This is a genomic window from Parabacteroides sp. APC149_11_2_Y6 (assembly GCF_054506995.1).
In genome coordinates this window covers 2,562,916-2,588,445 of sequence record NZ_CP173709.1, presented here as the reverse complement: position 1 = coordinate 2,588,445, position 25,530 = coordinate 2,562,916, and the positions used below count along the sequence as shown (strand labels likewise).

Here is a 25,530-nt window from a genome sequence, read left to right as displayed (position 1 = left end):
AAATGAGAACACCAATCATAATCCTGTTATTTGTAATCCTGCTTGCCGCAAGCTGCGGAGAGCCTCCCATGCCGCCGTCGGACGAGGAAATGATACGCCATTTCACCACGCACGAGGTGGCGTTCCGTAAGGTGTACGAAATCATGGCAGAGAGTTCAGAAGGTAGTTTTCACTACCCGCCGCTTTCTCCGGAAGAGGTCATTATACTTGATTCAACAGAACAAAGCGATACATTCCATGAAACGAATGACGAACAAGACATTCCGGTATATGGACTGTTGAAGCCGGAGCGAATCCTACTCGACTCCTTGTTATCAGAGATTGGATGCGGTTTTATCCTTGTTGATCGCAGGGAATGGGGAACGGCAGATTCGGTATATGTGAGCCTTGTTATGCCGTACTACTCCCACGGCATCGTGGATGCGGGAACGTCCAAGAGTTTCGTTTACGATCCCGGATTGAGAAGCCGTCGGAATATCCGTATCACCGAATATGGCGACCTGAACGAGATCTACCGCAGGACGTACAACGACACCACGCTTTACAAACCCATCAAGGGAAACTGGTACATCGAGTTAGACCATTCGATATAACGGCCCGGAGTTCGTATCAAAGCTTGTTTCACTTTTTGTCAAGAAGATACATCATAAAGCAGATAATGGCTATCGCAAGGAAAAATAACAGAACCGCAAGGAGTTCGTTAAACCTGCACTTGGCATAGTGAGACATCACTGCTTTGCCTCGCCATTTGTAAATCCTGCTGACGAGCGACATAACGGCAAATGTGACAATGCTAAAAACGACACATGGCAACAATGCCGACACACCTGGAAAAAGCCGGATAGTAACAGTCATCATAGGGAATATCAAAAGAGCGAAGATATAAATCGAGAGCATCATTTCGCCATCGACCCTGCCTGTTCGTCTTGCTTGTTCCAATTTCTCCCCCATCCACCAGAGGTAGTCCCAGAGATAGAACCGTTGCTTATTCTCCTGCCGTTTCATCATGCCCAATGTATAAATCCGAGGTGGAACATCAGCGCTACATTTGCCACGATCAGGGCGATAGCGATAAGAACTATTTTGGCGAGCTTCCTGCCGGGATGTTTCATCTTCCCGTAATGTTCACGGAGCGCTTCACGCCGTCCGGCTGTATAGCGTAGCTTGCAGAATAAATCGGGAAGAAAGCAGAGAGGAATCACTATGGCCAAACCAATCATCCAGCCGAAAAGGCGCAATATCGGCGGAACCCCAAGCGGTATGAGTAGGACGAAGAGCCAGCACCAAAACAGTAGCATACGTCCGTTGAGATTGGTACGCTCCCTTTCGTGCCATATCTCGGCTACATACCACATATAGTCGATGAAGCAGATCCGGTATTTGCGATTGTCCTTTTCCATACCGTTATCTCCATACAAAGAAACCAACCAATATAAGTATAATCAGAACGCTGACCAACACAATCTGAACCCTGCGGCGTGTTTCAGGCTTGCAATCGTCAAATAACCACAGTTTGCTGTTAAACTGCCAATGACACGCCCATTTCCAACGGAACAGCAACCCTGCAAGCCATAGGGCAAGCAACCCGACACCAAACAGCAACCCGTATTTCGGGTGAGCCTGCAACCACTCGAAAAACGCTTCCGCCTTGCTGTTCATTGCTTCGTATATATCGGTAACTGTCATACTTATAATTAAAAGGATTCCGAACACAAAAATAATGTTTTCTGTTCACATAATCACTACTTTATGCTCCAAAACACCGGCTGTGCGGTTATAAAACCAAGAAACAGCCCCCGTTAAGGTAACGGAGGGTGTTTGCGGGGGTGTTTGTGTTCATTTAGTTCTGTTCCGGCAGGAGCTTGCAAAGCACCGGGTCGTTCTTGATACGTTCCAGTTCCTCGGCGACGATGCGGCCGGCCTCTGCCTTGATACGTTCGTAGTTTTCCTGCACGACCTGTTTCATGTGATCCGTCCCGTTCTCGTCCGTGAAATCGGTAATTTGTGGTATCTTCTTGTACCGGGCCGTTTCCGCTTTCACTTTTTCGTTGTCCACGACAATCTCGCAGTGGAAAATCTTCTGCTCGATACGTTCGTCGAAATTGTCCGCCACAGCCCCGACGAACATTCCCTGCGTGAGCGTCGAGATCTTCGAGGCCGGGATCAGGCTGTCCAGCTGCGTGGATATGGATGTCGATTTGTCGCTGCGGCTCAACGTCATGCTCTGCCGCTTCTGCAATACCTTACCGAACCGTTCCGAGAGTGTCTTGGCCGTTTCACCTACGACCTGCCCGGAGAAGATGTTGCCCACCGTGTTCATCACGACGGCGGCCTCCTTGTCCCCGTAGTCCCTCTTCAACTGTGAAAAATCCTGGAAGCACAGCAGCACGGCGACCTTGTTGCTTCTGGCCGTGGCGATCAGGTTGTCGAGTCCCTTGAAGTAGATTGTCGGCAGCTCGTCGATGATGATGCCCGATTTGAGCTGGCCTTTCTTATTTATGAGCTTGACAATCCGGGAATTATACAATCCCAAAGCCGCTCCGTAAATGTTTTGCCTGTCGGGATTGTTCCCCACGCAGAGTATCTTGGGATCGTTCGGGTTATTGATGTCGAGCGTGAAGTCATCGCCCGACATGACCCAATATAGCTGGGGCGAAATCATGCGGGAAAGCGGAATTTTGGCCGATGCTATCTGGCCCTGGAGCTGGTCTTGAGCGCCTCCGAGCCAGGCATCCATAAAGGGGCTGAGGTAGTTTTCGAGTTCCGGGTAGGATGTCAGAATCGGGAAAATATCCTCGTACCGCTTGTTCAGGAACTCGATGGCGTGCGGGAAGGTACAATACCGCCCGTTGTCGTAGATGCGCAGGAACCAGATCACGGCCGCGAAAAGGATAATGGGGCTTTCCACAAAAAAATCGCCCTGCTTCTGCACCCAGCTTCGGTTCAGGTTGAGCATGATGGTATAGGCGCTCTCGTAGGCGTCCGAAATATCGGTCATGAAGTCCGGGTGAATGGGGTTACAGCGGTGCGAGCGGCGCGGGTCGTCGAAATTTATGACGTAGAAAGTCGGGATTTTCTTGTAACCTTTCTGGTGATTCAGCAGGTGGTTGTAAGCGATTTCCGAAAGATCGGGAAACTTGTAGTCATAGATGTATTGGGTATAGCCCTTTTCGATTTGCTGTTTAATAAACTGGTTTACAACACAATAACTCTTCCCGCTGCCCGGGCTTCCCATGCAGATGCAAGCCCTTTGCGGGTTTACAACGTTGGCGAACCCGTTGTTCCACTGTTTGTTATAGTAAAATTTCGTCGGCAGATTTATGGAGTACTCGTTCTCGATCAGGCGTGTTTCCTGCTGGAATGATTCGTTCTCGTTATTGAAAGGGTCATCCATGAGATTGTTCTTCAGCAGGCGGGACATCCACACGCCGCCCATCAAGAGGCAGATATACCCGGCCGATAGGGTCAGTATGTAGAAAGCCGCGTTCGCCGCTGCCGTCAGCGGCAAGTCCAGCAGCCACCAGTTGAAGAAGAACAGCACGCCTCCCGTGGCCAGCGATGCCGTGATTTTCCGCCAGGTAATTTTCTCCTCTTTTACTCCTTTTGTCCCGAGGCATGAAAGGGCGAGGAACACTACGGCGAAAAGTTTCGTCCATAGTATATTCCGGAACAGCCCCGCGGTGCGGTCGAAGTTCAGCAGAATCCTATCGACCACGCCGATATTGATTCCCCATTCCCGTATCTGCCCGTAGCAGAACCAGTAGATGTTGATAACCACGAACAAGATACTCAATGCCCGCATGAAATCCATTGTTTTAGCAAGACCCCGAAGGTCGTCTTCCTGTTGCATAACCGTAAGATTTAATAAATGAATGATAATTGAGATGTTATACTTTCCTCCGTCGTGAGGTATTCCGCTTCCGTTGCCCGTCCCGTCCGGCAGGCGCTTGTTTCGGGGACAAGCCCCTCGTGTTTTCCCCGGGATTCCGTTTTCCGCCGAAGCGCAGCTCGAAGGCGTTGGCCGAGTATGCCTTTCCCAGCCGTGATCCGTTCACGACCGTCCGTGTTTCGTGGTCAATGAACGTCACACCCACGATGCGGCCGTTTTCGTTGCGTCGTATGTAGAGATCCACCCGGGCTCCCCGCAGGCGTTCGCGCAGTTCTTCCTCCGTGGGTTCTCCCCGAAGCGCTTTATCGACCCGGCCACGGATTTGCCTCCTCGTGTCGTCCTTCCCGAACCGTTCGGCGCTACGCTCCATGTGCCGTTCCAGCCCGTCATACCCGACCTCTTTACCGAACAGTGAGGATTTGAGCGGCGCGGCCACTGCCTTGTCCCCGTTCTCGTCCAGCAGCGTGTAGAGCAATCCCCGGTAGGGGGTTCCGTTCCGCTCTCCCCGGACTTCCTCTATACCTATATTATATAAGGACAGCAATGCCCGGAACTCGCCGAGGGTCTGGAAGCGGTATGTCGCCACGGCCGGTTTTATTACCGCTGCCACCTGGCGTTTCAGGTCGCCCCGCGTGTAATCGGCGGGGACGATCCCTTGCCCTTTCTCCCGCCTTCTCCCTTTGGCGGGATGCAGTCCGTACTCCCGTTCCAGTTCCTCGGTAACGGCCACGCTGCGTTCGTTGCGCCTGCTGTCGTTTATCTTGCGCCCGTCCTGGGCCACCTGCACCGACACGATATGGATATGCTCCCGTCCGATGTCGGTATGCTTGAATACGATATAAGGTTGTCCTCCCCAGCCCATGCGCTCCATGTAGGCCCCGGCTATCTCCGCGAGCTGCCCGTCGTCAAGGCGGTCTTCGGGAGCCGGGTTGAGCGATACGTGCACGACGGGTTTTTCCGTCCGGTAGTGCGAGGGCATCCAGCGCAGGAGGTCTTCTGCCGTCGCGGCCACGTTGAAGCGCCCATCCGCCGGCTCCCTCACGATGTGGGTCAGCAGTACTTTCCCGTCGCCCCGATCGACTTTCTCCTGGTTGTACGCCAGCGCGCCGTACACGTCTTTTCCGGTGGTGATATTGGCTACCATCGCTGTTTGAACTCTTCGGAGAGCGACACGACCTGCTGCCCGACGGCCGCCAGTTCACGTGTCGCTCTCTCCAGTTTATAGAGCAGCGCGAGTGTTTTCTTCTCGGAAAAATGCGCGTGCAGCTCCTTCACCACCTGGTTGTAATTCGTTCCCACGGCACGGAATTGGGCGTGGAAAGCGGTCAGCTTCGCCACGTATTCGAGCGTTCCCCGGTCGGTCTTTACCACCCGGAACGCCTCGTTGAACACTCTCGCTTTGATAAAAGCGGCTTTGGACAATAGCCCGGACTGCTCGTAAAGGTCGAGGAAACGGGCATGTTCCACGGCTGAAAAGTTTACCGAAAAGCGGTAAACGGCCGGGTCGTTTTTCGCGGGTCGTCCCCCTTTGCCCCCTCGGGGCTTTCTGTTCTTTTCCATCGCATCGAAATTTTAAGGAGAGGCCAGAGCCCCACCGGTTCCTGAAAATTCCGATCCCTTCGCGGCCTGCCGCCCTTCTGAAAAGCACCGACTCCGGAGGTGCTTTCTCCCCCTTGCGGGCAAGCTGTTTTCTGCTGCAAAACGAGAATCGTGCAGCAGAAAACACAGCTTGCTATTTGCCCTTTGCAAATACCTTCTGCCCGCTCGCGGACAGAACATTGAAAAAGCCGCCGTAAAACGGGGCAAGGACGGCTTCATTAGCGTCGGGATCGTTCACGAGGCAAAGATACCGACCTATTCAATCACTTGTGCCATAAGCGATTACGCCACTTGCGTCCACTTTGACGCCACACGCGGCCATAGCGGAAAAAGAGCATACAACCCGTGTTTTTAAGGGTTTACTTTGCACGTGAGAACGGATACGGGCAATGACACATCCCCCTGTCCGCACACGTGTGGACGGATGCAGAAAACATCGTGTGCAGAGGAAAAAGCGGGTCTTTGTCCGGATAAGCAAATGCGGTTGCGCATGAGTATAAAATCGGACACGCGCCCATGCACCGGCATACCGGCGTAACAGCCTGCCAGCGCACCAGCATATATGCGTGCCGGCATACCAGCATAAAATCTCATGCCGTCACTTGTCCGGATACGTGAAGAGATGAACGATTACCCGATTGTATAACTAAAAACGCATGGAACAATGAAAGAGAAAACGAAATTCGTGGCCTTCTCCACCCAGAAAGGCGGAGCGGGCAAAACCACCCTCACGGTGCTGGCAGCCTCTTACCTGCACTATGTAAAGGGTTTCAATGTCGCGGTCATCGACTGCGATTATCCCCAACACTCCATCGTGGAGATGCGGGAACGTGACCTGAAGCTTGCCCTCGAAGACGAACATTACAAGAGGTTAGCTTACGAACAATTCACCCGGCTTCAAAAGAAAGCCTATCCTGTCGTGGAAAGCAACACGAAAGAGGCGTTGGCCGATGCCGACTACCTCCTGCCGCAAGGTGATTTCGATTATGTGTTCTTCGACCTTCCCGGTACGATCAATAACGAGGATCTGATTCATTCCCTGGCCGGAATGGATTATCTCGTCGCCCCGATCAGTGCCGACCGGGTTGTCATGGAAAGCACCCTGAATTACGCGGTTGTGGTAAAGGAGCATATCATGGGCCGCGAGAAGTCCCGGATGAAAGGGCTGTATATGCTATGGAACATGGTGGACGGACGTGAAAAGACAGAGTTATATCAGGTTTACGAGGCGGTAATGAAAGAGCTGGGTCTTCCTGTTCTGAAGACCTTCCTGCCTGACACCAAGCGTTTTCGTCGTGAGCAGAACGCCAGCCGTCGCTCTGTCTTCCGCTCCACGCTCTTCCCGGCAGACCGTTCTTTGATCCGGGGCAGCAACCTGGATAAACTCGTGGATGAATTGATCGAACTGTTAAAGTAGGATCTTATGAGCGGAAAAGAACATGACGACGGTTTGGACGCTTCCTTCATCATCAGCCAGGCCAAAAGCCGAAACCGGCCATTACATCCTTACACGCCGGAAAAAGAGGAGGAGGCATCGGCTCTATCGGAACCGTCCGGCGAGGCCGCCGCCTCGCCGGCTACGAAAGAGGAGGGACGCCGCCGAAGAGGGAAAGGCCAGGATTACGAGCGTCTTTTTATCCGGAACGCCCCCTCCAATACCCGAAGCGGCAAAACGGTGTATATCCGCAAGGAGTTTCACGAGCGTATAACCCGGATAGTGCAGGTTATCGGTAAGAACGAACTCTCGCTGTATAGCTACCTGGACAATGTGCTGGAGCAGCATTTCGCGACCTATCAGGAGGAAATTTCGGAACTCTACAAGAAACGGAACTCCGATATTTTTTAGTTATGAACCCAATATTTACAACCTATTAAAAACAATCCATCATGTCAGACAAAGCAATTATTTTATCTGTTATCCTGGCGGCCGTCCTTTGCGTCGCCGTGCCCTTCATCTTCCGCGTGTGCCGCTACCGGCGCAGGATGAAAACCCTTATCGTCCCCGACGGCCCTTCGGGGGAGGTCGCCGTGGGGACTGTCCCCACCCCCGAGGCCGAGTACCTGGCCCGTTACATCTGCCTGCTGCGGCTGCCTTTCGCCGGTAACAAGCACGTGAAGATACGTCCGTCGTATCACGAGCGTATCCGCGAGATCACCCGTGTCATCGGTCGTGGCGACGTGACGATCACGGCCTACGTGGACAAGGTTCTCAAGGCGCACCTGGACGATAACCGGGAAACCATCGAGCGGCTTTTCGAGGAACGCGAGGCCGTGGCCTCCCGGCAACCCAAAGCGGAGGAGCGATGAACGGGGCGTTGTGGCTGCTGCCCCTCTTTGCCGTGGGGTATGCCTTGTGGGCGTTTTTCCGCCTGCGGCGGATGGAACGTAACGAACCGGCAGACGGGATCGTTGCCGAAGACACGCCCTGCCGGCAGGAGATCATCGGCAGGAGCCGCTTTGTCCTCGACCCGCGCCACTCCCGGCCACAAGCTGCCGTAGAATCTGAAACTGAAAAAGTTACGGAAAAAGCCGATATATTTGTGCCCACGAATGTACCCGAACACCCCCGGCAGATTCCGCCGGAAGACCTGGATGAAGTGTTCGGTGTCGCTCCCGAGGGGGAGCCTAACGAACCTCTGGAAATCGACTTTCCGCTGTACGATGAATCTTTCCCGGATGCGGACGCGGAGGAGCCGGATTATGACGAGGATGAAGACGACACCGAAGAGCTGCCCCTTTTGGGCCGCTCGCTTGCCCAGGGGGTTAGTTTTGAACAGATGGGCGAAGCCTACCGCCACGTGGTACATGATCCACCTTCAACAGACGAGCAAAGGGAGGAAACGGGACGTGTCCTCCTGGGCCTGAAACAGACCGACATGTTCGAGGTCATCGTTTCGGGCCGCCCCGACGGGAACGACAGGGTAAAATCCCTGATCGACACCTACCTCTCGGCCTTTCACCGGCGTATGTCCGAGAGGTCTGCGGAAAGCCCATCTCCGCAGGGTTCGGTTCCCACGGGTTTCGACGTCCGTGAGTTTGTTTAACCCCATAATGACATCACGATGAAAGAAAAAGACTACGGGTAGCACGTGAGGCTATCCTCGAACCACTGAAAAAATCCGAATCAAGAAGTTTAACCCGGTGCGGGGCCTATCCATCCCCGCGCCACAATTCAAACATTATCGAGTTATGAGAAAGAACAAGATTCTTCTTCCGGCGGCATTTCTCTTTGCCGCCATCTCCTCCGCTTTCGCGCAGGGCAACGGCATCGCCGGCATTACGGAGGCTACCAACATGGTAACCAGCTACTTCGATCCCGGAACGAAGCTCATCTACGCGATTGGGGCTGTGGTCGGCCTTATCGGCGGGATCAAGGTCTATAACAAGTTTTCGAGCGGCGACCCCGACACGTCGAAGACCGCCGCGAGCTGGTTCGGCGCGTGTATTTTCCTGATTGTCGCCGCGACGATCCTACGCTCTTTCTTCTTGTAGTCCAACCTGTCATGCAAATAATTATGGAATATGGAATCAACAAGGGAATCGGCAAGAGCGTGGAGTTCCGGGGCCTGAAGGCGCAGTACCTCTTCATCTTCGCGGGCGGCCTGCTGGCCGTCTTCGTGGTGTTCGTCATCCTCTACATGGCAGGGGTCGATCAGTGGGTATGTATCGCTTTCGGCGTTGCGGCGGCTTCGGTGCTGGTCTGGCTTACCTTCCGCCTGAACGCCCGTTACGGGGAACACGGGCTGATGAAGCTGTTCGCCGCGCGCCGGCATCCCCGCTACCTGCTCAACCGCAAGTCCCTGCGCCGGTTGCTGAAAAGAAAGGGGGGCCGCGTATGAGAAACATCTTGAAAGCCACCACGCTGGAAAGCAAGTTCCCGCTCCTGGCCGTGGAAGGCGGTTGTATCATCAGCAAGGACGCGGACATAACGGTCGCCTATCGGGTCGAACTCCCGGAGCTGTTCACCGTCACGTCCGCCGAGTACGAGGCGATCCACGCCGCCTGGTGCAAGGCCCTGAAGGTCTTGCCCGAATACAGCGTGGTACACAAGCAGGACTGGTTCATCCGCGAGCGTTACCGCCCGGCCACGGGCGAGGGGGACATGAGTTTCCTCTCCCGCAGTTACGAGCGGCATTTCAACGAGCGTCCGTTCCTGACCCACGCCTGCTTCCTCTACCTGACGAAAACGACGAGGGAGCGTATGCACATGCGTTCAGACTTCTCGACCCTCTGCCGGGGCAACATCATTCCCAAAGAGGTAAACCGGGAATCGGCGACAAAATTCCTGGAGGCGGCGGAACAGTTCGAGCGTATTCTGAACGATTCGGGTTTCCTGACCTTTGTCCGCCTCACGGGGGACGAGATCACGGGTACGGCGGATTGTCCGGGCCTGCTGGAACGGTACTTTTCCCTCTCGCTCTCGGAGACGACTTCTCTTCAGGACATCGAGCTGGGGGCCGAGGTTCTGCGCGTGGGCAACAAACGGGTGTGCCTGCACACGCTCTCGGACACGGAAGACCTGCCGGGGCGCGTGGGTACGGATACCCGTTACGAGCGTCTTTCCACCGACCGTTCGGACTGCCTGCTGTCGTTCGCGGCCCCCGTGGGGCTTCTGCTTTCCTGCGACCACCTTTACAACCAGTACGTGTTCCTGGAAGACAGCGACGAAAACCTGCGTATGTTCGAGAAACGTGCGCGTAACATGCAGTCCCTTTCCCGCTACTCCCGCGGAAACCAGATAAACAAGGAGTGGATCGACCAGTATCTCAACGAGGCGCACTCGTTCGGTCTTCAATCCGTCCGGGCCCATTTCAACGTGCTGGCCTGGTCGGACGACGTGCAGGAGCTCCGGCATATCCGCAATGATGTGGGCAGCCAGCTCGCTCTGATGGAGTGCCGCCCGCGCCACAACACCGTGGACGCCGCCACGCTCTACTGGGCGGGTATGCCGGGCAACGCGGGGGATTTCCCCGCCGAGGAATCGTTCTACACGTTCATCGAGCCCGCAGTCTGTTTCTTCACGGAGGAAACCAACTATAAATCCTCGTCCAGCCCTTTCGGCATCAAGCTGTGCGACCGCGTAAGCGGCAGGCCCCTGCACCTGGACATCTCGGACGAACCGATGAAAAAAGGGATCATTACGAATAGGAATAAATTCGTGTTAGGCGGCTCTGGGTCAGGCAAGTCGTTCTTTATGAATCATTTAGTCCGCCAATACTGGGAGCAGGGCACGCATGTCGTGCTGGTGGATACCGGTAACAGCTACCAGGGTCTTTGCGAGCTGATCCGGCGTAAGACCAAAGGTGAGGACGGCGTGTATTTTACCTATACCGAGGAACATCCCATCAGTTTCAACCCGTTCTACACCGACGACTACTATTTCGACGTGGAGAAGAAGGACAGCATCAAGACGCTGCTGCTGACACTCTGGAAAACCGAGGACGACAAGATCACGAAGACCGAGAGCGGCGAGCTGGGCAGTGCCGTGAACGCCTATATCGAGCGTATCCGCGCCGACCGGAATATCGTGCCGTGTTTTGACAGTTTCTACGAGTACCTGCGGGACGACTACCGCCGCGAGCTGGAGGAGCGGGAGATCCGGGTCAGCCGCGAGGATTTCAACATCGACAACATGCTCATCACCCTGCGGCAATATTACAAGGGCGGACGCTACGACTTCCTTTTGAACTCCCGGGCCAACATCGACCTGCTCTCGAAGCGCTTCGTGGTCTTCGAGGTGGATTCCATCAAGGAAAACAAGGAGCTTTTTCCCGTGGTCACCATTATCATCATGGAGGCTTTCATAAACAAGATGAGACGGCTCAAGGGGGTACGCAAACAGCTCATCGTCGAGGAGGCCTGGAAGGCGCTCTCTACGGCCAATATGGCTGAATATCTGCGTTATATGTATAAAACCGTCCGCAAATACTACGGTGAGGCCATCGTTGTGACGCAGGAGGTCGAGGACATCATTTCCAGCCCGGTGGTCAAGGAGGCGATCATCAACAACTCGGACTGCAAGATCCTGCTCGACCAGCGCAAGTTCATGAACCGTTTCGACGCGATTCAGTCCTTGTTGGGGCTGACCGACAAGGAGAAGGCGCAGATTCTCTCGATCAACCAGTCCAACAACCCTTCCCGTAAATACAAGGAGGTCTGGATCGGTCTGGGCGGCGTTCAGTCGGCGGTCTATGCCACGGAGGTCAGCGTCCCGGAGTACCTGGCCTACACGACCGAGGAAACGGAGAAAGTGGAGGTACAGCGGCTTGCCGGCGAGCTGGGCGGTGATATAGAACTGGCGATCAGGCAGCTCGCCGAGGGCAAACGTTAAAGGGAGGGCAGGCCATGTATCGCAAGTGTATCGGATCAGACCCCACGGCGGCGCGTTTGGACTTCGCGCTGTACGAGGTGGCGGGCGAGTGGGAAAGCCGCTCGGGTTCTCCCCGGGTTCGCATCTACCGCAACCCGGGACGCCGGGGCGGCGGTTTTTACGTGGAGGTGTCCTACAAGGACGGGACACGCTTCTCCCGTCCCGTGAGGAAGTATTGGGGAGGTATCCGTTACTTCGACCTCTACGGGTATGTCGCCCTGGCCTACGATGTGGGGCGCGAGGTGCTCCAGCTCTCCGCCTACGGGGATTATTACCGGGCGTCGGAATGACCGCCCAAGTATTCACGAATTAAATAATGAAAAGGATGAAACGATTGATTTTAACGCTGTTCGTGGGGCTTCTTTGCTTCACGTACCAGGCAAAAGCGCAGTGGACGGTCATCGACCCGTCGAACCTCGTTCAGAACATCAAGAGCGCGGTTCAAAGCTCGACCACGGCGACCAACATGGTCAAGTCGCTGCAAGAGAGTATCAAGATTTATAACCAGAGCAAGGCTTACTACGACGCCCTCAAATCGGTGCATAACATCATCAAGGATGCCCGGAAGGTGAAGCTGACGCTCGAAATGGTCAGCGAGATCACGGAAATCTACACCTCGGGATTCAACCGTATGGTTTCAGACCCGAACTTCACGGTGGACGAGCTGGCGGCGATCTCGGCGGGTTACGCCCGGCTGCTGGAGGAGGGCGGTGCGCTGGTGGCGGAACTCAAGACGGTCATAACCGGCGGCAACGGCCTCTCGCTCTCGGACAAGGAGCGGATGGACGTGGTGGATCAGGTTTACACGAAGATGCTGGAGTACCGCAACCTCACGCGCTATTACACGCGCAAGACCATCTCCGTGTCCTTCATCCGCAGCCGCGAAAAGGGCGACGCGCACCGGGTGCTGGCACTTTACGGGAACCCGAACGACAGATATTGGTAACCTGAAAACGGAGGCAGTCATGGATTTCGACAATTTACACCAGGTTCTCCGGAACCTGTATCAGGAGATGATGCCGCTATGCGGCGACATGATCGGGGTGGCGAAAGGTATCGCCGGCCTGGGTGCGCTCTTTTACGTGGCTTACCGGGTATGGAAGGCACTGGCCAGCGCGGAGCCTATCGACGTGTTCCCGCTCCTGCGGCCTTTCGCCATCGGCTTGTGCGTGATGTTCTTTCCCACCGTGGTTCTGGGGACGATCAACGCTGTGATGTCGCCCGTGGTGCAGGGCACGCACGCCATACTGGAGGGGCAGACATTGGATTTGCAGGCATACCAGCAACAGAAGGACGATTTGGAAGCCGAGGCCCGCAGGCGCGAGGGCAAGGCTTGGTTAGTGGACGACGAGGTGTATGAACAACGGCTTGCGGATATGGGTATCACGGATTTGGGCGAGATTATCAGCATGTGGGCCGAACGCACGTGGTACGACATCAAGGCCGGTTTCCGGCAGCTTGTCCGGGACTTCTTCGAGTTGTTGTTCAACGCCGCGGGGCTTACCATCGACACGCTGCGGACATTCTTTTTAGTCGTGCTGTCGATTCTGGGGCCCTTGTCGTTCGCCCTCTCCATTTACGACGGCTTCCACTCGACGCTCGCGAGTTGGATTTCCCGCTATATCAGCGTGTACCTTTGGCTTCCCATCGCCGACCTGTTCTCCGCGGTGCTGGCCAAGATCCAGACGTTGATGCTCCAGGCGGACGTCCTGGCCCTGCAAGACCCCAACTACATTCCCGACAGCGGCAGCGGTGTCTATATTATCTTTTTGATTATAGGTATCATAGGCTATTTCACGATCCCCACCGTTGCCGAGTGGGTGATCCAGTCGGGCGGAGCCGGCGGGGCTATGGGCGGTATCAACAAGGCCGGGGCATTCGCCACGGGTGTCGCGGGCGGTATCGCCGGCAACATGATCGGCCGCACGTTCGGGCGTCGCGGCGGTGGCGGTTCCTCCTCCGGTAACGGCGGCGGTGGCCCGGCTTCGGGCAGTGCCCCCAACGGGCGCAACCTGGCAACACAAGGTAACAGTAATCATTCATAACAATTTGGACAATGGAATTCAAGTCATTAAAAAACATCGAAACAAGTTTCAGGCAGATTCGGCTTTTCGGTATCGTGTTCCTCTGCCTGTGCGCGCTGGTATCCGTGTTCAGCGTGGTCGCGAGCTTCCGTTTCGCCGAAAAGCAGCGCGAGAAGATCTACGTCCTGGACGGGGGCAAGTCGCTGATGCTGGCGCTATCGCAGGATTTGAGCCAGAACCGCCCCGTGGAGGCGCGCGAACATATCCGGCGTTTTCACGAGTTGTTCTTTACCCTCTCGCCCGACCGTGCGGCCATCGAGAGCAACATCAACCGCGCGCTGTTCCTGGTCGATAAGAGCGCCTTCGCCTATTACCAGGACATGCAGGAGAAAGGTTACTACAACCGTGTGGTGTCGGGGAACATCAGCCAGCGTATCGAGGTGGACTCCGTGGTGTGCGACTTCAACGCCTATCCCTACCGGGCCATGACCTATGCCCGGCAAATGATTGTCCGCGAGAGCAACATCACCGAGCGTTCGCTGGTCACGCGCTGCGAGCTGATCAACTCGGGGCGTTCGGACAATAACCCGCAGGGTTTCATCATGGAGAAATTCGAGATTCTGGAGAACCGCGATTTACGTACATTAAAAAGATAAGGCTATGGCAAAGAAGAGAATAAAGGCTTTCGGGGAGTGGGTCGAAGACCACCTGCGCCGCGCTTGCGGGGCACTCTCGCCCGATAAGCGGATTATCGTGATCCTCACGCTGCTCTTGTTCTTTTCCGTCTTGTCGCTCTACTTTACCGTGTCTTCCATCTACCGCTTCGGCAAGGGAGCCGGGGAACGGATGCAGATACGGCATATCGAGCGGCTGGAACTGGAATTAAGACAACGGCAGGAGGCCGACAGTGTAAAACATCTAAAAGATTTCAATTATGACGACGAACGAAAAACAGAATAAACAGCCGGAGGCGGGGAAAAAGGAACTCACGCCCCGGCAGATACAGATGCGGAAGAAGATGGTGGTCTTCCCGCTCTTTTTCCTGGCCTTTGCCGGGTGCATGTGGCTGATCTTCTCCCCCGGCGAAAAAGAACGGGAGGAGCCTTCGGCGGGTTTCAACACGGAGCTGCCGACCCCGGAATCGGAGGGTATCCTCTCGGACAAGCGTGATGCCTACGTGCAGGAGGAGATGCGGCGCAGGGAGCGGGAAAAGATGCGCTCCTTGCAGGATTTCGCGTTCGGGATGGAGGACGAGGAGGAAGAGCCCGTCATGCCCGCTGCCGTGCCGGATAAGTCTTCCGGCTCTGCCGGCGGTTCGTCGGGAGCTTTCCGGACTTCCCGTGCCGCCTATGCCGACATCAACCGCCAGTTAGGCAGTTTCTACGAGGACACCGCCGGTGAAACGGGGGAAGAGCGCGAGATGCAGGCCCGCATCGAGGAACTGGAACGCCGCCTGGAAGAACAGCAGGCGCAGAAAACGGCCCAGGAGGAGCAGGTGGCGCTGCTGGAGAAGTCCTACGAGATCGCCGCCCGCTACATGAATGGCGGTCAGGCCCCTGAAGCCCCGCGTCAGAAAGCCTCCGTTTCCGGCAAGGCTTCCGTGCAGCCCGTGCGCCAGGTGCGCCGTAACATCGTGTCGCTGCTCGCCGCCCCGCTGCCCGATTCGGTCTTCGCCCGTGAGTTCGTCAAGCCCCGGAACTGGGGTTTCAACACGGTGGGGAGCGACCTTCGCGAGCCCGAGCGCAACAGTATCCGCGCCGCCGTGCAGCAAACCGTGACGCTCACCGATGGCGGGGAGGTTACTTTCCGGCTGCTGGAACCGATGATGGCGGGAGATCTGCTCATCCCCTCGGGTACGCCCGTAACGGGGGCGGCGAGGATCAACGGCGAACGGCTGACGGTCAAGGTCAGCGCTGTCCAGCACGGCGGGGCGGTCGTTCCGGTCGATCTGTCGGTCTATGACACGAACGGCAACGAGGGTATTCCCGTGCCGGGGTCGGAAGAACTCAATGCCGTGAAGGAGATCGCCGCCAATATGGGCGCGGGCATGGGCAGCAGTATCACGATCACGGACGATGCCGGTTCGCAACTGCTCTCCGACCTGGGGCGCAGCGCCATCCAGGGCGTGTCGCAATACGTGAGCAAGAAGATGCGCTCGGTCAAGGTCACGCTCAAGGCCGGTTACAGCGTCCTGCTGCTCCCGCCCCTTCAATAAGGGTACAAACGACGTACTTCCGTACACCACTGAAAAAATCCATTTTTATCAACAATCAAAAAATTATCGAGTATGAAAAAGATTCTTCTGGCACTCGCTTTTATCGGGTGCATGTTCGCTGCCCACGCGCAGGAAAAGCCCTCCACGGGCGATTTGTACGACGGTCTTACCCGTCCGCTGACTTTCAACCGGGTTATCCCGCCCTACGCGCTGGAGGTGACGTTCAGCAAGACCGTGCATGTGATTTTCCCCTCGGCCATCCGTTACGTCGATCTGGGGTCTTCGGATCTTCTGGCGGCGAAAGCCGATGGCACGGAAAACGTGCTGCGTGTAAAGGCGGCCCTGCGTGATTTCTCGCGCGAGAGCAACCTTTCGGTCATTACCGAGGACGGGGCCTATTACAGCTTCAATGTCAAGTATGCCGACGAGCCGGTGAAACTGTCGGTCGAGATGGCGGACTTCCTGCATGACGGGGAGGCGGTAAACCGCCCCAATAACGCGCTGGACATCTATTTGCAGGAGTTGGGATGCGAATCTCCGCTGCTGGTCAAACTGATCATGCAGTCCATTTACAAGAATGACCGCCGCGAGATCAAGCATATCGGTTGCAAGCGTTTCGGGGTACAATACCTCCTCAAAGGTATCTACGTGCATAACGACCTGCTTTATTTCCACCTCCAACTGAAAAACTCCTCCAACGTGCCTTTCAACGTGGACTACCTGACGTTCAAGATTACGGACAAGAAGGTGGCCAAACGCACGGCCATCCAGGAGCAGGTCGTATGGCCCGTGCGTGCGTACAACAACGTGCAGGTCATCGGCGGCAAGCGTACCGAGCGCATGGTCTTCACGCTCCCGAAGTTCACGCTGGCCGACGACAAGCAGCTGGTCGTGGAACTGCACGAGCAGCAGGGCGGGCGACACCAGACTTTCACGGTGGAGAATGCCGACCTGGTGCGCGCACGTGTTATCAACGAGTTAAAGGTAAAGTGATATGAAACGGGCGATATTCATTCTCACGCTGGGGTTATGCCTCCTCCTTTCGGACGGGGCGCACGCCCAGCGTGCCCTGCCCGCCATGCGCGGGCTGGAAATACGGGGAGGCATGGCCGACGGCTTCTATACCCGGGACAGCCGCAGCGAAACGGGCTACTGGTTCGGGCTGGCCATGAGCCGCTACGCGAAGAATGCCGACAAGTGGGTGTTCGGCGCGGAGTTCCTGAACCGTTATTACCCCTACAAGTCGGAACGTATCCCGGTGGCGCAGTTCACGGCCGAGGGAGGTTACTATTACAAGTTCCTCGCCGACCCGTCCAGGACTTTTTTCTTCTACCTCGGCGGCTCGGCGCTGGCCGGTTACGAGAGTGTGAACCGGGGCGAAAGGCGGCTCTATGACGGCTCTACGCTCCGCCACCGCGACCGTTTCCTCTATGGCGGGGCCGTCACGCTGGAGGTCGATGCGTACCTGACCGACAGGATTATCCTCTCGCTGACGGGGCGTGAGCGTATCCTATGGGGCACTACAACGGGACATTTCCACGCGCAGTTCGGCCTGGGCGTGAAATTCATAATCCATTAAACTTGCAAGCGACATGAAAAAGATGAAAAAGATATTGGCCCTGGCGGTCTGGATCGCCGCCCTGGGTCTTTTATGCGCATCCTGCGACAACGGGCTGGATATACAGCAGGCGTACACGTTCTCTCTGGAAACGATGCCCGTTCAGAAGCGAATCTCCGTTGGTGAAACCGCTGAAATCCGCTGCACGCTCGTGCGGGAGGGGAGATATGACGGCGCACGTTACACGATCCGCTATTTCCAGCCCGACGGGCGCGGTGAGTTGAGGATGGACGACGGTACGGTGTTCCTGCCCAACGACCGCTATCCGCTCGACCGTGAGGTGTTCCGCCTCTATTACACATCGCGCAGCGATGACCAGCAGACCATCGACGTCTATGTCGAGGACAACACGGGTCAGGTCGTGAAGACCTCCTTCACGTTCCAGAGCGAGAACGGGACGGAGGAAACGGAACGATAACGGAATATGTCTAACCAAGAGAAGCGCCCGTCACCCGGGCGCTTTCCATAAATACTGAAAACCATGACAGAGCAAGAGAGAATAGATATAGCCTATCTCGATACGGGGGTGTACGAGAACCCGTGGCGTGAGAACCTTTTCGAGACGCTGCCCGAGGATCGGAAAACGGCGGAGGTCTGCCGTTTCGCCATCAAGAAATCGGCTTTCAACATCGAGTTCGTTCCCGAAGCGATGAAAACGCCGGAACTTTGTCTTGCCGCGGCCGGCTACCGGGGCGAAACACTGAAATTCGTCCCTGACCGTCTGAAGACACCGAAAATGTGCCGTGCCGCCGTCGATAGCAACAGCTACGCGCTGTATTACGTTCCGGAGGGGTTGAAGACCCCCGAACTGTGCATGGCGGCCGTGAAGCGCAACGGCCTGGTGCTGGAGGCCGTTCCCGGGGAATTGAGGACGCCGCAAATATGCCGTGCGGCGTTGAAAGCGGTGGACAGTGCCGATTACAAGATACTCCCTTACATTCCGTATCCCGATATATGCCTGGAAGGGCTGAAAAAATTCGGGATGTCGTTCGTGGACAAGTTCGAGATTTTCGCCTCCATTGCCCCGGAGGTCATGACCGGGGAGCTGGCCCTTCACGGCGTGGGGATGGACGCGTCCTGCCTTTCGCTCGTGCCGGTGGAACTGCGCACGGAGGCAGTCTGCCTGCGTGCCGTCAGTGGGGACGGCATCCTGCTCCATGAAGTGCCGGAGGAATTACGCACGGAACGGGTCTGCGAGGCTGCCGTGTCCTCGAACTACCTGGCACTGGAGTACGTTCCGAAGCATCTGAAAACCGACCGTCTGTGCGAGATAGCGCTGGAGCGCGATCCCCTGGCCATCCGCTTTTTCAACCCCGAACAGCTCACGCCGGAGGTCTGCAACCGGGCGTTGGCCCGTGCCGACGACCTGCGTGTCCTCCGCTATATCCCTTTCGAGGATATACACATGAAGGCGTTGGGGTTCTATTGCACGAATTACGAGAAGACCTTCGATTTTTTGCAGCACATGAACCCGGCACACGTCACGCCGAAAGTGGCCCGGGAAATTTTCGCCCTGGAGCCGGAGCTGTTCTACAACCTTCCCGACCACGCCAAGAACGAGGAGATGTGCCGCCGGGCCGTCGGGCACGACGGGAGCTACCTGCAATATGTCCCCGAGAAGTGGAAAACGCCGGAGTTGTGCATGGAGGCCATACGGCGCAGTCCCTATGCCATCGCCCACCTGCCCGAGAGCATGAAAAGCCCGGATCTATACATGAGCCTGGTGCGGGAGAACCCGCAAAACCTGAAAGGCGTCCCCCGCGAAGCCCGGACGCCGGAGATGAGCCGGGAGGCTTTCGAGCGTACCTACGGGAAGGACAAAACCGATTTCTCGGTTATCAGCGCGTTGAGCGACCCCGCCCTGGTCTTGCAGGTGTTCCGCGAGCAGGACGACCCGCAGAAGATACACCGGTTGATGAGTGTCCTGCACCTGAACCGCCGGCTTGTAACGGAGGAGGTGGCGTTGGAGGCCGTTCGCAAGGATGCGGGGGTGCTGTATGACATTCCCCAGACGGCCATCACGCCGCTCGTGGCCGATACGGCCGTGCGGGGCGACCCGAGGATGATCCAGTGGGTTCCGAGGGAGCTTCGCACGGCGGATCTGTGCCTCTATGCCGAGGCCGCCCATCCAGAGTTGCGGGTTTACGTTCCCGACGAGATAGCGAAGGGACGTAATATCTATTCGTTCCACCGTCAGGTGGACGCGAAATTGCGGCAGCCGCTCGAATACGAACAATACAAGACCCTCTACTCGGGCGGCGCGGTGCGTGTGAACAACGTGTGGACGTCGGTTGCGGGTGAGATTGATTGCTGCGAGGTGCGTTACGACCGTAAGACGGAGAAACTCAAACTGCGGATCGTCGAACCGCCCAGGGAGAAGAAGGCGCAGCCGAAGGTCGCGCCCCGCAAACCCGCCCGGGGGCCGAAATTGTAGGACGGCGGGTAGTTCTTTGGCAGGAAGGTTGTTAAAAATCGCACGTGTTGTCGCCGATACCCGGATGAAATCGTTATATTTGCAATCGAATCCTCCGGCGGCGTGCCGCCGGGCGATTTACATACGGAAGGAACACATTATGGTGGGGCATTGAAAACAGCCAAATTTTAATCCGCTCGCAAAATAATGGGTAGTTCTCTTCTTTATCGTCGTGTCTATATGCGTCAAGCGTATGCGATAGCGGCGTGGGGAGAAATTATCTATCGAGTGGATGGGTGCTTGGCTGTACCTCAATGCCGGTATTTAACGTATTCTCACGCCTTTTTCGTATGGTATTTGTCTGAACCTAAAGAAAAGCGATATGGAAACGAAATCGACAAATGAGGTAAAGGGTGATTACGACCGGGTATCGGCGAGTGAATGCCTGGGGTCGCTAATCGAGTTGCACGGGATTGTTATGGAAGACGATCTGTTCGTCATTCCCGATGCGGATGGCACGGCAGTATTATACAATGACGGGAAGATACGTTTTGACGAGATCGCCGACATCGAGGTCGGCTCGGTGTTCGTGGGCATCCTGCTCCGCAACGGCTATCTGTTCTACCTTTCCCGTACCGAACCGCTCAAGACGTGCATATACACGCATGGCGGGTGGGGTTCAATCTCTGAAATTTCTCCCCGTGGCATTGCCGGACATATCGGGCGTGAACTGCACGGGAAGCTGGGCGACCATACGGCGGTCGATTGACGGGAAACAAAAAAATCGGACGGTTGTTTGTACTGCACCCCAAAAGTTGGACACTTTTGGGGTGTTTTTTATGAAATATAATTATGAGATTCGTTTAAAGGCCGTAAAACTGGTACTCGAAGGCGGACTTTCGGTTAGGGAAGCCGGATGTCACTTGGGCTGTGGCCGCTCGCAAGTTCACTTGTGGGTAACATTATTCGAGCGCCATGGCCTTGCCGGCCTTAAGCTGCGCCACGGTAGCTACAGTGCAGAATTTAAGTTGTCAGTTTTGAAGCATATGCACCAAAATCATCTATCTTTGCTGGAGACAGCAGTGCATTTCGGCATTCCGGGCCCTTTTGTTATTCGTCAATGGGAGCGGCTCTATCAAAACCAAGGTGCTGAAGGCCTGCGGCGTAAACCGCAAAGAAGGAGGCCGGCCATGAGTAAATCGAAGACTAAAAAAGTCAAACTCAAAACGACTCCGCACGAAGAGTTGCTTAAGGAACTGGAGTATCTTCGTGCCGAGAATGCTTACTTAAAAAAATTGCAGGCCTTAGTCGAGGAGCGCATTGTCCGCGAGAGCGGGAAAGAGCCCAAGCCATCGAAGGACTAAGGCCGCAGTGCCGGCTTTCAGTATTGCTCAAAGCCGCAGGGATGGCGCGAAGCACATTTTATTATCACTTCAGAAAATCAAAACAACCCGATAAATATGCTCGCGAAAAAGAGAGTATTATAAGGTTATATCACGAACATAAGGGGCGTTATGGTTATCGGCGCATTACCGTTGAAATGAATAAGATCGGATATGCGATAAATCACAAAACCGTACTTAAGCTGATGAATATTTGCGGGATAAAAAGTCAGGTCAGGCTCCGTAAATACTGTTCATACAAAGGACAGATCGGACGGATAGCGCCCAATCTTCTGCAACGCGACTTTGCAGCCGAAAAACCGAATCAGAAGTGGGTTACTGACCTTACGGAATTTTCGGTTTGCGGCGTAAAGTTATATCTATCGCCGATTATGGACTTATATAACCGGGAGATTATTAGCTATAAAATAGCTGAACGCCCTAACTTTATGCAGATCATGAAGATGCTGGACGATGCGTTTGCCAGAATACCGGATTCTCCGGGTATTGTCTTGCATTCCGACCAGGGCTGGCAGTATCAGATGAAGCAGTATCAGCTCCGTTTAAGACAGAAAGGTATTACACAGAGCATGTCGCGCAAGGGTAACTGTCTGGATAACGCTGCTATGGAAAGTTTCTTTGGATTATTGAAGTCCGAATTATTATATTTGCAAAAATTCTCATCCATAGACCATTTCCGAAAAGAATTGGAAGAATATATCGACTACTACAATAACAAGCGGATAAAGAAATACTTAAACAACATGAGCCCGGTACAATACCGAACTCATGCCATCTAAACAAATACTAATCCGTCCAATATTTGGGGTGCACTTCAGTTATCGTCCGATTTTTTTCGCGTCGTATTTTCACGGCCGTTGCCTGCCGTGTTCCCGTTTCCGCCTTTGCAGGGCGAGCAGTTGCCGCAACATGTAGGCATGGTTTTCCCCCACGGTATGCCCCGAGGGCATCAGGTAAGGACTTGCGAGGCACTCCCGGCATTGGCGTACCGCCTCTTTTAAGTCGGTAACGGTTATTTCCGCTCCCGTGATGTCTTTAATCTTTGTTTCCATTCTTGTCCTGTTTTTTGGGTTCGTACCAACTGTCCCGGTAATTTTCTCCCACGAGCGAGAAAATTCCGCTCATGCCGCTTTCAGCGGCGAAATTTTTGGCTTCCCATATACCGGAAAACTCTCCCAGCAGCCGGTAGCCGATGAATAATTTGTACTTGCGCATGATTTTATCGTTTTTCCAGGTTGATAATCGGTGTGTTCTTTTGCAGCCATTCCTTCACGCTGTCCATGTTGTATTCGGATGTGATAACCGCCGTTCGGTCGTCGATTTCGGTGAAGCGCGTAGTTTCATACCCGTCGATCCACTGCTTCAGCGTGGCAACGCCCCACACCTGCGGGTCGTCGAACATGGTGTTGAGCCGCCCGATACCCTCGCCGAAGGTTACGAGCAGCGTTTCATAGGAGATTTCCTTGTTTACTTCATTCGTTTTCATATTCTCGCTTTTTACGGGCGGCTTTTGCCGCCCCGAAATTTTTTAATCAGACAAGTTCCACTCTAACCCTGCTCATGTTCGCCCAGAACACGCCGTTGCAGTAGTAGGCGTAGCCGTTATGCCAGTTGCTCCTGCGGCGTATCACGTCCTGCTCGGGTGGTCGTATCTCGATACTCGTGGTGTAGATGTTGTGTCCCACGGTAATGACGAGGTTGCACCTTCGCCATATCTCGGAATGGGTTTTGAACCCGTTTTTCCCCTCGACGAGCGCAAGGGCCGTCTTGACTGCTTCCCGAACTTCCCAATCCCACTCCCTGAAGGGTTTGAGCGGGCGTGCCATGTAGCTTTTATAGATGATTTTCATTGTTATATTTTTTTGTAGGGCGGCTTTCGCCGCCCCGATTTTATAATTCGACAATCCTTTCCACTCTGCCGTACAACATGGAGCGTATGCTCGTCTTGTCCACGCCCTTGTATTCCGTGTAATGCCCGTACTGCTTTACCACGAATGTTTTCAGTACATCGACAAAGTTGAAACGATACCCTAAAAGCGGAATGGAGTCCTTGAAATAGGTGTTATGGTTTACCTCACGGGTAATCCAGTCTTTCTCCTCACGGGTGAGCGTTCCCCCGTCATTGAGCCGTTTGCGTAATATGTACGCTTTTGAGCCTGCAAGGCTTTCGAGTGCGGGAACGTCCCACGACACGAATTTATATGCTATTTGGTTCATTCTATTTTGTTTTTGCGGGCGGCTTTCGCCGCCCCGATTTTTATGCTGTCATTCGTTTCCGTATAAGGGACATGTTCCCCTTCATCAGTTTCAGTATTTGCCCGTGGTATGGGGTATTCTTGTTACACACGCCACGGCTCTGCACGACCTCCATGCGTTTTAGGGACACCTCTATCGTTTCGATACGTTTGCCGTCGATTGTAGCCGAGAGTATGAGCGAGTCGGCTTTCAGATAGTATTCGTTGGTAAACACGCAGTGGTGCATGGCCTCGCCCTCCTGCCGTATGGCTTCAACGCTGTCCAATACCTTGATGCGGATTTCCCCGTCGGAAAACTCCACTCCGAAAAACCGTCCTTTGGCTTTGACAAACGAGGCTTCCTGTTCCAACGCCTTGCGCCGTTCCTCCTGCCGCCGTTCCATTTGCATGTGCCGCCGTTTTTTAGCCATGTAGAGGTCATGCGCTGCGGGCAGGTCTGCGGGACACACGAAATGGGCGTTATGCAGGTCTTTCCCGAAAAATCGCAGCAGATCGATGTAGTCGCACCATTCCGTCGGTTTCCCGATAGCGTACCCGTTACGGATGGCGATACGGATGGCCGGCCAATAGTCTGCGATATTGCGGGAGGAACGGGCGAAAAATCGCACGAGTGCCGTTTGTCCCGCTTTAAGCAGCGTTTCGGCCTTGTTCTCCGAGAGCAGCAGGTGGATAAGGTCGAAAGGGGTTACATCGGGGAGTTGTTTGCCGTAACCGCTTCGGCGCAGTTCGGGGATAAGCCGTTGCCGGGGATAGATGCGTGTGGGCGTGATGTTGTATTTCCCGTCGTTCTCCGCCCGCAGTTCCAATGCGCTCGACCAACTCCACCCGTGAACGAAGAAGCCCATCGGGCGCAGCCGTGCGAAGGTTGCGGAGCGTCCGTCGGAGGCAATCCACCGCTGTACGGCTTCGATATGGGTGTAAACGGGCGTCTGTCCCACTTTCGCCCAACACTCGATATAGACGAAGCGCAGGACTTGAAAACCCTTGCAGCGGGTTACGATGCACAAATACTCGTAATCGTTGAACTTGCGGCGCAGGGTGGTTTCCACTTTCAGCGTGGTGTGGCAGTGCGGACACTCGCACCCTAACAGATTGTCCGTGAGTTCTCCGTTTTCGCTCTGCCACGTGTGGCCGCACTCGGTGCAGGTGATAAGTCCTTTCGGCGTGCGGCGTCCGATATGCTCGATGCAGTTCTTGTACCCCCATTCGATTTGTGCGGGGGTAAGCGGCGGCAGGTGTTTGCTTGCCGCCACGACGTTCTGTTGGAATTTTGTTCTCGGTTTCATAACTAAAATAGACTGGGCATTAGTTTGTTATCTTCGATTTTCTTGGGTTTGGACTTGGCTTTCGCCAACTTGGCGTAGGCTTCGCTCTCGGCCTTCCGTATGGCGTTCCGCCGTGCCTCGGCTTTTTCCTCCTCGGTCAGTTCGACGGTGTGATTGACCACTACCTTGCAACTGACGGGTTTGCCGATGTCGATGTCCTCCTCGTCGTAATAGTGGAGTGCCATAGAGTATATTTCCTCGTCGGCAAACCCGTTGCAACCGCTCTGCCGTACTTGGTTGATGATGAAAGTGCAGCAATCGTCAATGTTCTTTTTCGGGTTGGCGTATCGGGGTGCGAAAAGTTCGTCCTCCCGTGCCCGTGCGTCGAGATAGTTCTGTATCGTCAGTTTGAAATAATCTGTTCCTTGTGCCATGATTTTTTGGTATTGTGGGGCGGCGAGCCACCCCGTGTTCAACAT

General features: G+C 55.0%; 34 protein-coding genes. 21 read left to right on the top strand and 13 right to left on the bottom strand.

What is annotated here, in order from left to right; genetic code table 11:
- The first annotated feature begins 2 nt into the window (after nt 1-2).
- The gene (locus ACGE0T_RS10620; protein WP_004319175.1) at nt 3-593 is read left to right on the top strand and encodes a DUF4948 family protein; all 591 of its coding nucleotides are present in this window, start codon (nt 3-5) and stop codon (nt 591-593) included.
- Between the two features lie 28 nt (nt 594-621).
- Here ACGE0T_RS10620 and ACGE0T_RS10615 read toward each other — a convergent pair whose 3' ends face one another.
- The 6 genes from ACGE0T_RS10615 to mobA form a co-directional block, all read right to left on the bottom strand.
- Entirely contained in the window at nt 622-1,008 is a 387-nt protein-coding gene (locus ACGE0T_RS10615) for a hypothetical protein (protein ID WP_004295467.1), read from the bottom strand.
- On the bottom strand, nt 1,005-1,400 hold the full coding sequence (locus tag ACGE0T_RS10610; protein ID WP_004295466.1) for a hypothetical protein: 396 nt from the start codon (nt 1,398-1,400) through the stop codon (nt 1,005-1,007). Before ACGE0T_RS10610 ends, ACGE0T_RS10615 begins: the two co-directional genes overlap by 4 nt.
- 4 nt (nt 1,401-1,404) lie before the next feature.
- Nucleotides 1,405-1,686, bottom strand: coding sequence for an Imm17 family immunity protein (locus ACGE0T_RS10605; protein ID WP_004295465.1), 282 nt, complete (start codon nt 1,684-1,686; stop codon nt 1,405-1,407).
- Between the two features lie 154 nt (nt 1,687-1,840).
- On the bottom strand, nt 1,841-3,850 hold the full coding sequence (gene mobC, locus ACGE0T_RS10600) for a conjugal transfer protein MobC (protein ID WP_005681351.1): 2,010 nt from the start codon (nt 3,848-3,850) through the stop codon (nt 1,841-1,843).
- A gap of 37 nt (nt 3,851-3,887) precedes the next feature.
- Nucleotides 3,888-5,033 carry a conjugal transfer protein MobB gene (mobB, locus tag ACGE0T_RS10595; protein ID WP_004295463.1) on the bottom strand — a complete coding sequence of 382 codons (1,146 nt, stop codon included), beginning with the start codon at nt 5,031-5,033 and terminating at the stop codon, nt 3,888-3,890.
- A complete protein-coding gene (gene mobA, locus ACGE0T_RS10590; protein ID WP_004295462.1) occupies nt 5,027-5,449 on the bottom strand; it encodes a conjugal transfer protein MobA in 423 nt (140 codons plus the stop codon). The genes mobB and mobA overlap by 7 nt, the downstream gene beginning before the upstream one ends.
- A 703-nt stretch (nt 5,450-6,152) precedes the next feature.
- Here mobA and ACGE0T_RS10585 point away from each other — a divergent pair.
- From ACGE0T_RS10585 to ACGE0T_RS10490, 20 genes are all read left to right on the top strand, one after another.
- Nucleotides 6,153-6,905: a ParA family protein gene (locus tag ACGE0T_RS10585; RefSeq protein WP_004295460.1), complete on the top strand. Its 753-nt coding sequence runs from the start codon at nt 6,153-6,155 to the stop codon at nt 6,903-6,905.
- A 6-nt stretch (nt 6,906-6,911) separates the two neighbouring features.
- Complete coding sequence (locus ACGE0T_RS10580; protein WP_004319163.1) at nt 6,912-7,334, top strand: DUF3408 domain-containing protein; 423 nt, start codon at nt 6,912-6,914, stop codon at nt 7,332-7,334.
- 41 nt (nt 7,335-7,375) lie between these two features.
- Entirely contained in the window at nt 7,376-7,795 is a 420-nt protein-coding gene (locus ACGE0T_RS10575) for a DUF3408 domain-containing protein (RefSeq protein ID WP_004295458.1), read from the top strand.
- Nucleotides 7,792-8,532 (top strand): hypothetical protein, encoded by a 741-nt coding sequence (locus ACGE0T_RS10570; protein WP_004303801.1) that lies wholly within the window; start codon nt 7,792-7,794, stop codon nt 8,530-8,532. Before ACGE0T_RS10575 ends, ACGE0T_RS10570 begins: the two co-directional genes overlap by 4 nt.
- 145 nt (nt 8,533-8,677) lie before the next feature.
- Nucleotides 8,678-8,980: a DUF4134 domain-containing protein gene (locus ACGE0T_RS10565; protein ID WP_004303800.1), complete on the top strand. Its 303-nt coding sequence runs from the start codon at nt 8,678-8,680 to the stop codon at nt 8,978-8,980.
- Nucleotides 8,981-9,000: 20 nt separating this feature from the next.
- Nucleotides 9,001-9,327 carry a DUF4133 domain-containing protein gene (locus tag ACGE0T_RS10560; RefSeq protein WP_029427933.1) on the top strand — a complete coding sequence of 109 codons (327 nt, stop codon included), beginning with the start codon at nt 9,001-9,003 and terminating at the stop codon, nt 9,325-9,327.
- Nucleotides 9,324-11,819, top strand: a complete 2,496-nt coding sequence (locus ACGE0T_RS10555; protein WP_127074891.1) for a TraG family conjugative transposon ATPase — start codon at nt 9,324-9,326, stop codon at nt 11,817-11,819. Before ACGE0T_RS10560 ends, ACGE0T_RS10555 begins: the two co-directional genes overlap by 4 nt.
- A gap of 14 nt (nt 11,820-11,833) precedes the next feature.
- A complete protein-coding gene (locus tag ACGE0T_RS10550) occupies nt 11,834-12,148 on the top strand; it encodes a hypothetical protein (protein ID WP_004295453.1) in 315 nt (104 codons plus the stop codon).
- A gap of 35 nt (nt 12,149-12,183) precedes the next feature.
- Nucleotides 12,184-12,804, top strand: coding sequence for a DUF4141 domain-containing protein (locus ACGE0T_RS10545; protein ID WP_004295452.1), 621 nt, complete (start codon nt 12,184-12,186; stop codon nt 12,802-12,804).
- A 19-nt stretch (nt 12,805-12,823) separates the two neighbouring features.
- Nucleotides 12,824-13,903, top strand: coding sequence for a conjugative transposon protein TraJ (gene traJ / locus ACGE0T_RS10540; protein WP_005681344.1), 1,080 nt, complete (start codon nt 12,824-12,826; stop codon nt 13,901-13,903).
- A gap of 11 nt (nt 13,904-13,914) precedes the next feature.
- Nucleotides 13,915-14,538: a conjugative transposon protein TraK gene (gene traK, locus ACGE0T_RS10535; protein ID WP_004295450.1), complete on the top strand. Its 624-nt coding sequence runs from the start codon at nt 13,915-13,917 to the stop codon at nt 14,536-14,538.
- A gap of 4 nt (nt 14,539-14,542) precedes the next feature.
- The gene (locus ACGE0T_RS10530; protein WP_004295449.1) at nt 14,543-14,842 is read left to right on the top strand and encodes a TraL conjugative transposon family protein; all 300 of its coding nucleotides are present in this window, start codon (nt 14,543-14,545) and stop codon (nt 14,840-14,842) included.
- Nucleotides 14,817-16,097, top strand: coding sequence for a conjugative transposon protein TraM (gene traM, locus ACGE0T_RS10525; protein WP_005681343.1), 1,281 nt, complete (start codon nt 14,817-14,819; stop codon nt 16,095-16,097). The genes ACGE0T_RS10530 and traM overlap by 26 nt, the downstream gene beginning before the upstream one ends.
- 72 nt (nt 16,098-16,169) lie before the next feature.
- Complete coding sequence (gene traN, locus ACGE0T_RS10520; RefSeq protein WP_004303795.1) at nt 16,170-17,090, top strand: conjugative transposon protein TraN; 921 nt, start codon at nt 16,170-16,172, stop codon at nt 17,088-17,090.
- A 1-nt stretch (nt 17,091) separates the two neighbouring features.
- A complete protein-coding gene (locus ACGE0T_RS10515; protein WP_004319140.1) occupies nt 17,092-17,676 on the top strand; it encodes a conjugal transfer protein TraO in 585 nt (194 codons plus the stop codon).
- Between the two features lie 13 nt (nt 17,677-17,689).
- Nucleotides 17,690-18,133: a DUF3872 domain-containing protein gene (locus ACGE0T_RS10510; protein ID WP_004295445.1), complete on the top strand. Its 444-nt coding sequence runs from the start codon at nt 17,690-17,692 to the stop codon at nt 18,131-18,133.
- Between the two features lie 63 nt (nt 18,134-18,196).
- Nucleotides 18,197-20,149, top strand: coding sequence for a DUF4116 domain-containing protein (locus ACGE0T_RS10505; protein ID WP_005681342.1), 1,953 nt, complete (start codon nt 18,197-18,199; stop codon nt 20,147-20,149).
- 361 nt (nt 20,150-20,510) lie between these two features.
- Nucleotides 20,511-20,897 (top strand): hypothetical protein, encoded by a 387-nt coding sequence (locus tag ACGE0T_RS10500; RefSeq protein ID WP_004295441.1) that lies wholly within the window; start codon nt 20,511-20,513, stop codon nt 20,895-20,897.
- A 70-nt stretch (nt 20,898-20,967) separates the two neighbouring features.
- On the top strand, nt 20,968-21,492 hold the full coding sequence (locus ACGE0T_RS10495) for a helix-turn-helix domain-containing protein (RefSeq protein WP_032558195.1): 525 nt from the start codon (nt 20,968-20,970) through the stop codon (nt 21,490-21,492).
- Nucleotides 21,423-22,310, top strand: coding sequence for an IS3 family transposase (locus ACGE0T_RS10490; RefSeq protein WP_117615371.1), 888 nt, complete (start codon nt 21,423-21,425; stop codon nt 22,308-22,310). The genes ACGE0T_RS10495 and ACGE0T_RS10490 overlap by 70 nt, the downstream gene beginning before the upstream one ends.
- A 69-nt stretch (nt 22,311-22,379) precedes the next feature.
- Here the strand turns inward: ACGE0T_RS10490 and ACGE0T_RS10485 are convergent, their stop codons facing one another.
- The 7 genes from ACGE0T_RS10485 to ACGE0T_RS10455 are packed head-to-tail and all read right to left on the bottom strand — an operon-like array spanning nt 22,380 to nt 25,485.
- A complete protein-coding gene (locus ACGE0T_RS10485) occupies nt 22,380-22,583 on the bottom strand; it encodes a hypothetical protein (protein ID WP_004295440.1) in 204 nt (67 codons plus the stop codon).
- Nucleotides 22,567-22,746: a hypothetical protein gene (locus ACGE0T_RS10480; RefSeq protein WP_004295439.1), complete on the bottom strand. Its 180-nt coding sequence runs from the start codon at nt 22,744-22,746 to the stop codon at nt 22,567-22,569. Before ACGE0T_RS10480 ends, ACGE0T_RS10485 begins: the two co-directional genes overlap by 17 nt.
- A gap of 4 nt (nt 22,747-22,750) precedes the next feature.
- Nucleotides 22,751-23,017 carry a DUF6956 domain-containing protein gene (locus ACGE0T_RS10475; RefSeq protein ID WP_004295438.1) on the bottom strand — a complete coding sequence of 89 codons (267 nt, stop codon included), beginning with the start codon at nt 23,015-23,017 and terminating at the stop codon, nt 22,751-22,753.
- 46 nt (nt 23,018-23,063) lie between these two features.
- A complete protein-coding gene (locus tag ACGE0T_RS10470) occupies nt 23,064-23,381 on the bottom strand; it encodes a hypothetical protein (protein WP_459190388.1) in 318 nt (105 codons plus the stop codon).
- A gap of 40 nt (nt 23,382-23,421) precedes the next feature.
- A complete protein-coding gene (locus ACGE0T_RS10465; RefSeq protein WP_004295437.1) occupies nt 23,422-23,748 on the bottom strand; it encodes a hypothetical protein in 327 nt (108 codons plus the stop codon).
- 40 nt (nt 23,749-23,788) lie between these two features.
- Nucleotides 23,789-25,072, bottom strand: a complete 1,284-nt coding sequence (locus ACGE0T_RS10460) for a PcfJ domain-containing protein (protein WP_177776171.1) — start codon at nt 25,070-25,072, stop codon at nt 23,789-23,791.
- A gap of 2 nt (nt 25,073-25,074) precedes the next feature.
- Nucleotides 25,075-25,485: a PcfK-like family protein gene (locus ACGE0T_RS10455; RefSeq protein WP_009132163.1), complete on the bottom strand. Its 411-nt coding sequence runs from the start codon at nt 25,483-25,485 to the stop codon at nt 25,075-25,077.
- Between the last annotated feature and the right edge of the window lie 45 nt (nt 25,486-25,530).

Bases quoted from the DNA above. Each gene is read 5' to 3' on its own strand.
- ACGE0T_RS10505 (WP_005681342.1), top strand. From the start codon at position 18,197: ATGACAGAGCAAGAGAGAATAGATATAGCCTATCTCGATACGGGGGTG.
- ACGE0T_RS10455 (WP_009132163.1), bottom strand. From the start codon at position 25,485: ATGGCACAAGGAACAGATTATTTCAAACTGACGATACAGAACTATCTC.
- ACGE0T_RS10545 (WP_004295452.1), top strand. From the start codon at position 12,184: ATGAAACGATTGATTTTAACGCTGTTCGTGGGGCTTCTTTGCTTCACG.
- ACGE0T_RS10550 (WP_004295453.1), top strand. From the start codon at position 11,834: ATGTATCGCAAGTGTATCGGATCAGACCCCACGGCGGCGCGTTTGGAC.
- ACGE0T_RS10605 (WP_004295465.1), bottom strand. From the start codon at position 1,686: ATGACAGTTACCGATATATACGAAGCAATGAACAGCAAGGCGGAAGCG.
- ACGE0T_RS10485 (WP_004295440.1), bottom strand. From the start codon at position 22,583: ATGGAAACAAAGATTAAAGACATCACGGGAGCGGAAATAACCGTTACC.
- ACGE0T_RS10570 (WP_004303801.1), top strand. From the start codon at position 7,792: ATGAACGGGGCGTTGTGGCTGCTGCCCCTCTTTGCCGTGGGGTATGCC.
- ACGE0T_RS10470 (WP_459190388.1), bottom strand. From the start codon at position 23,381: ATGAAAATCATCTATAAAAGCTACATGGCACGCCCGCTCAAACCCTTC.
- ACGE0T_RS10500 (WP_004295441.1), top strand. From the start codon at position 20,511: ATGGAAACGAAATCGACAAATGAGGTAAAGGGTGATTACGACCGGGTA.
- ACGE0T_RS10580 (WP_004319163.1), top strand. From the start codon at position 6,912: ATGAGCGGAAAAGAACATGACGACGGTTTGGACGCTTCCTTCATCATC.
- ACGE0T_RS10555 (WP_127074891.1), top strand. From the start codon at position 9,324: ATGAGAAACATCTTGAAAGCCACCACGCTGGAAAGCAAGTTCCCGCTC.
- traM (WP_005681343.1), top strand. From the start codon at position 14,817: ATGACGACGAACGAAAAACAGAATAAACAGCCGGAGGCGGGGAAAAAG.
- ACGE0T_RS10565 (WP_004303800.1), top strand. From the start codon at position 8,678: ATGAGAAAGAACAAGATTCTTCTTCCGGCGGCATTTCTCTTTGCCGCC.
- mobB (WP_004295463.1), bottom strand. From the start codon at position 5,033: ATGGTAGCCAATATCACCACCGGAAAAGACGTGTACGGCGCGCTGGCG.
- ACGE0T_RS10480 (WP_004295439.1), bottom strand. From the start codon at position 22,746: ATGCGCAAGTACAAATTATTCATCGGCTACCGGCTGCTGGGAGAGTTT.
- traJ (WP_005681344.1), top strand. From the start codon at position 12,824: ATGGATTTCGACAATTTACACCAGGTTCTCCGGAACCTGTATCAGGAG.
- ACGE0T_RS10460 (WP_177776171.1), bottom strand. From the start codon at position 25,072: ATGAAACCGAGAACAAAATTCCAACAGAACGTCGTGGCGGCAAGCAAA.
- ACGE0T_RS10585 (WP_004295460.1), top strand. From the start codon at position 6,153: ATGAAAGAGAAAACGAAATTCGTGGCCTTCTCCACCCAGAAAGGCGGA.
- traN (WP_004303795.1), top strand. From the start codon at position 16,170: ATGAAAAAGATTCTTCTGGCACTCGCTTTTATCGGGTGCATGTTCGCT.
- ACGE0T_RS10615 (WP_004295467.1), bottom strand. From the start codon at position 1,008: ATGATGAAACGGCAGGAGAATAAGCAACGGTTCTATCTCTGGGACTAC.
- ACGE0T_RS10465 (WP_004295437.1), bottom strand. From the start codon at position 23,748: ATGAACCAAATAGCATATAAATTCGTGTCGTGGGACGTTCCCGCACTC.
- ACGE0T_RS10475 (WP_004295438.1), bottom strand. From the start codon at position 23,017: ATGAAAACGAATGAAGTAAACAAGGAAATCTCCTATGAAACGCTGCTC.
- ACGE0T_RS10575 (WP_004295458.1), top strand. From the start codon at position 7,376: ATGTCAGACAAAGCAATTATTTTATCTGTTATCCTGGCGGCCGTCCTT.
- ACGE0T_RS10515 (WP_004319140.1), top strand. From the start codon at position 17,092: ATGAAACGGGCGATATTCATTCTCACGCTGGGGTTATGCCTCCTCCTT.
- ACGE0T_RS10510 (WP_004295445.1), top strand. From the start codon at position 17,690: ATGAAAAAGATGAAAAAGATATTGGCCCTGGCGGTCTGGATCGCCGCC.
- ACGE0T_RS10620 (WP_004319175.1), top strand. From the start codon at position 3: ATGAGAACACCAATCATAATCCTGTTATTTGTAATCCTGCTTGCCGCA.
- ACGE0T_RS10495 (WP_032558195.1), top strand. From the start codon at position 20,968: ATGAAATATAATTATGAGATTCGTTTAAAGGCCGTAAAACTGGTACTC.
- mobA (WP_004295462.1), bottom strand. From the start codon at position 5,449: ATGGAAAAGAACAGAAAGCCCCGAGGGGGCAAAGGGGGACGACCCGCG.
- mobC (WP_005681351.1), bottom strand. From the start codon at position 3,850: ATGCAACAGGAAGACGACCTTCGGGGTCTTGCTAAAACAATGGATTTC.
- traK (WP_004295450.1), top strand. From the start codon at position 13,915: ATGGAATTCAAGTCATTAAAAAACATCGAAACAAGTTTCAGGCAGATT.
- ACGE0T_RS10530 (WP_004295449.1), top strand. From the start codon at position 14,543: ATGGCAAAGAAGAGAATAAAGGCTTTCGGGGAGTGGGTCGAAGACCAC.
- ACGE0T_RS10610 (WP_004295466.1), bottom strand. From the start codon at position 1,400: ATGGAAAAGGACAATCGCAAATACCGGATCTGCTTCATCGACTATATG.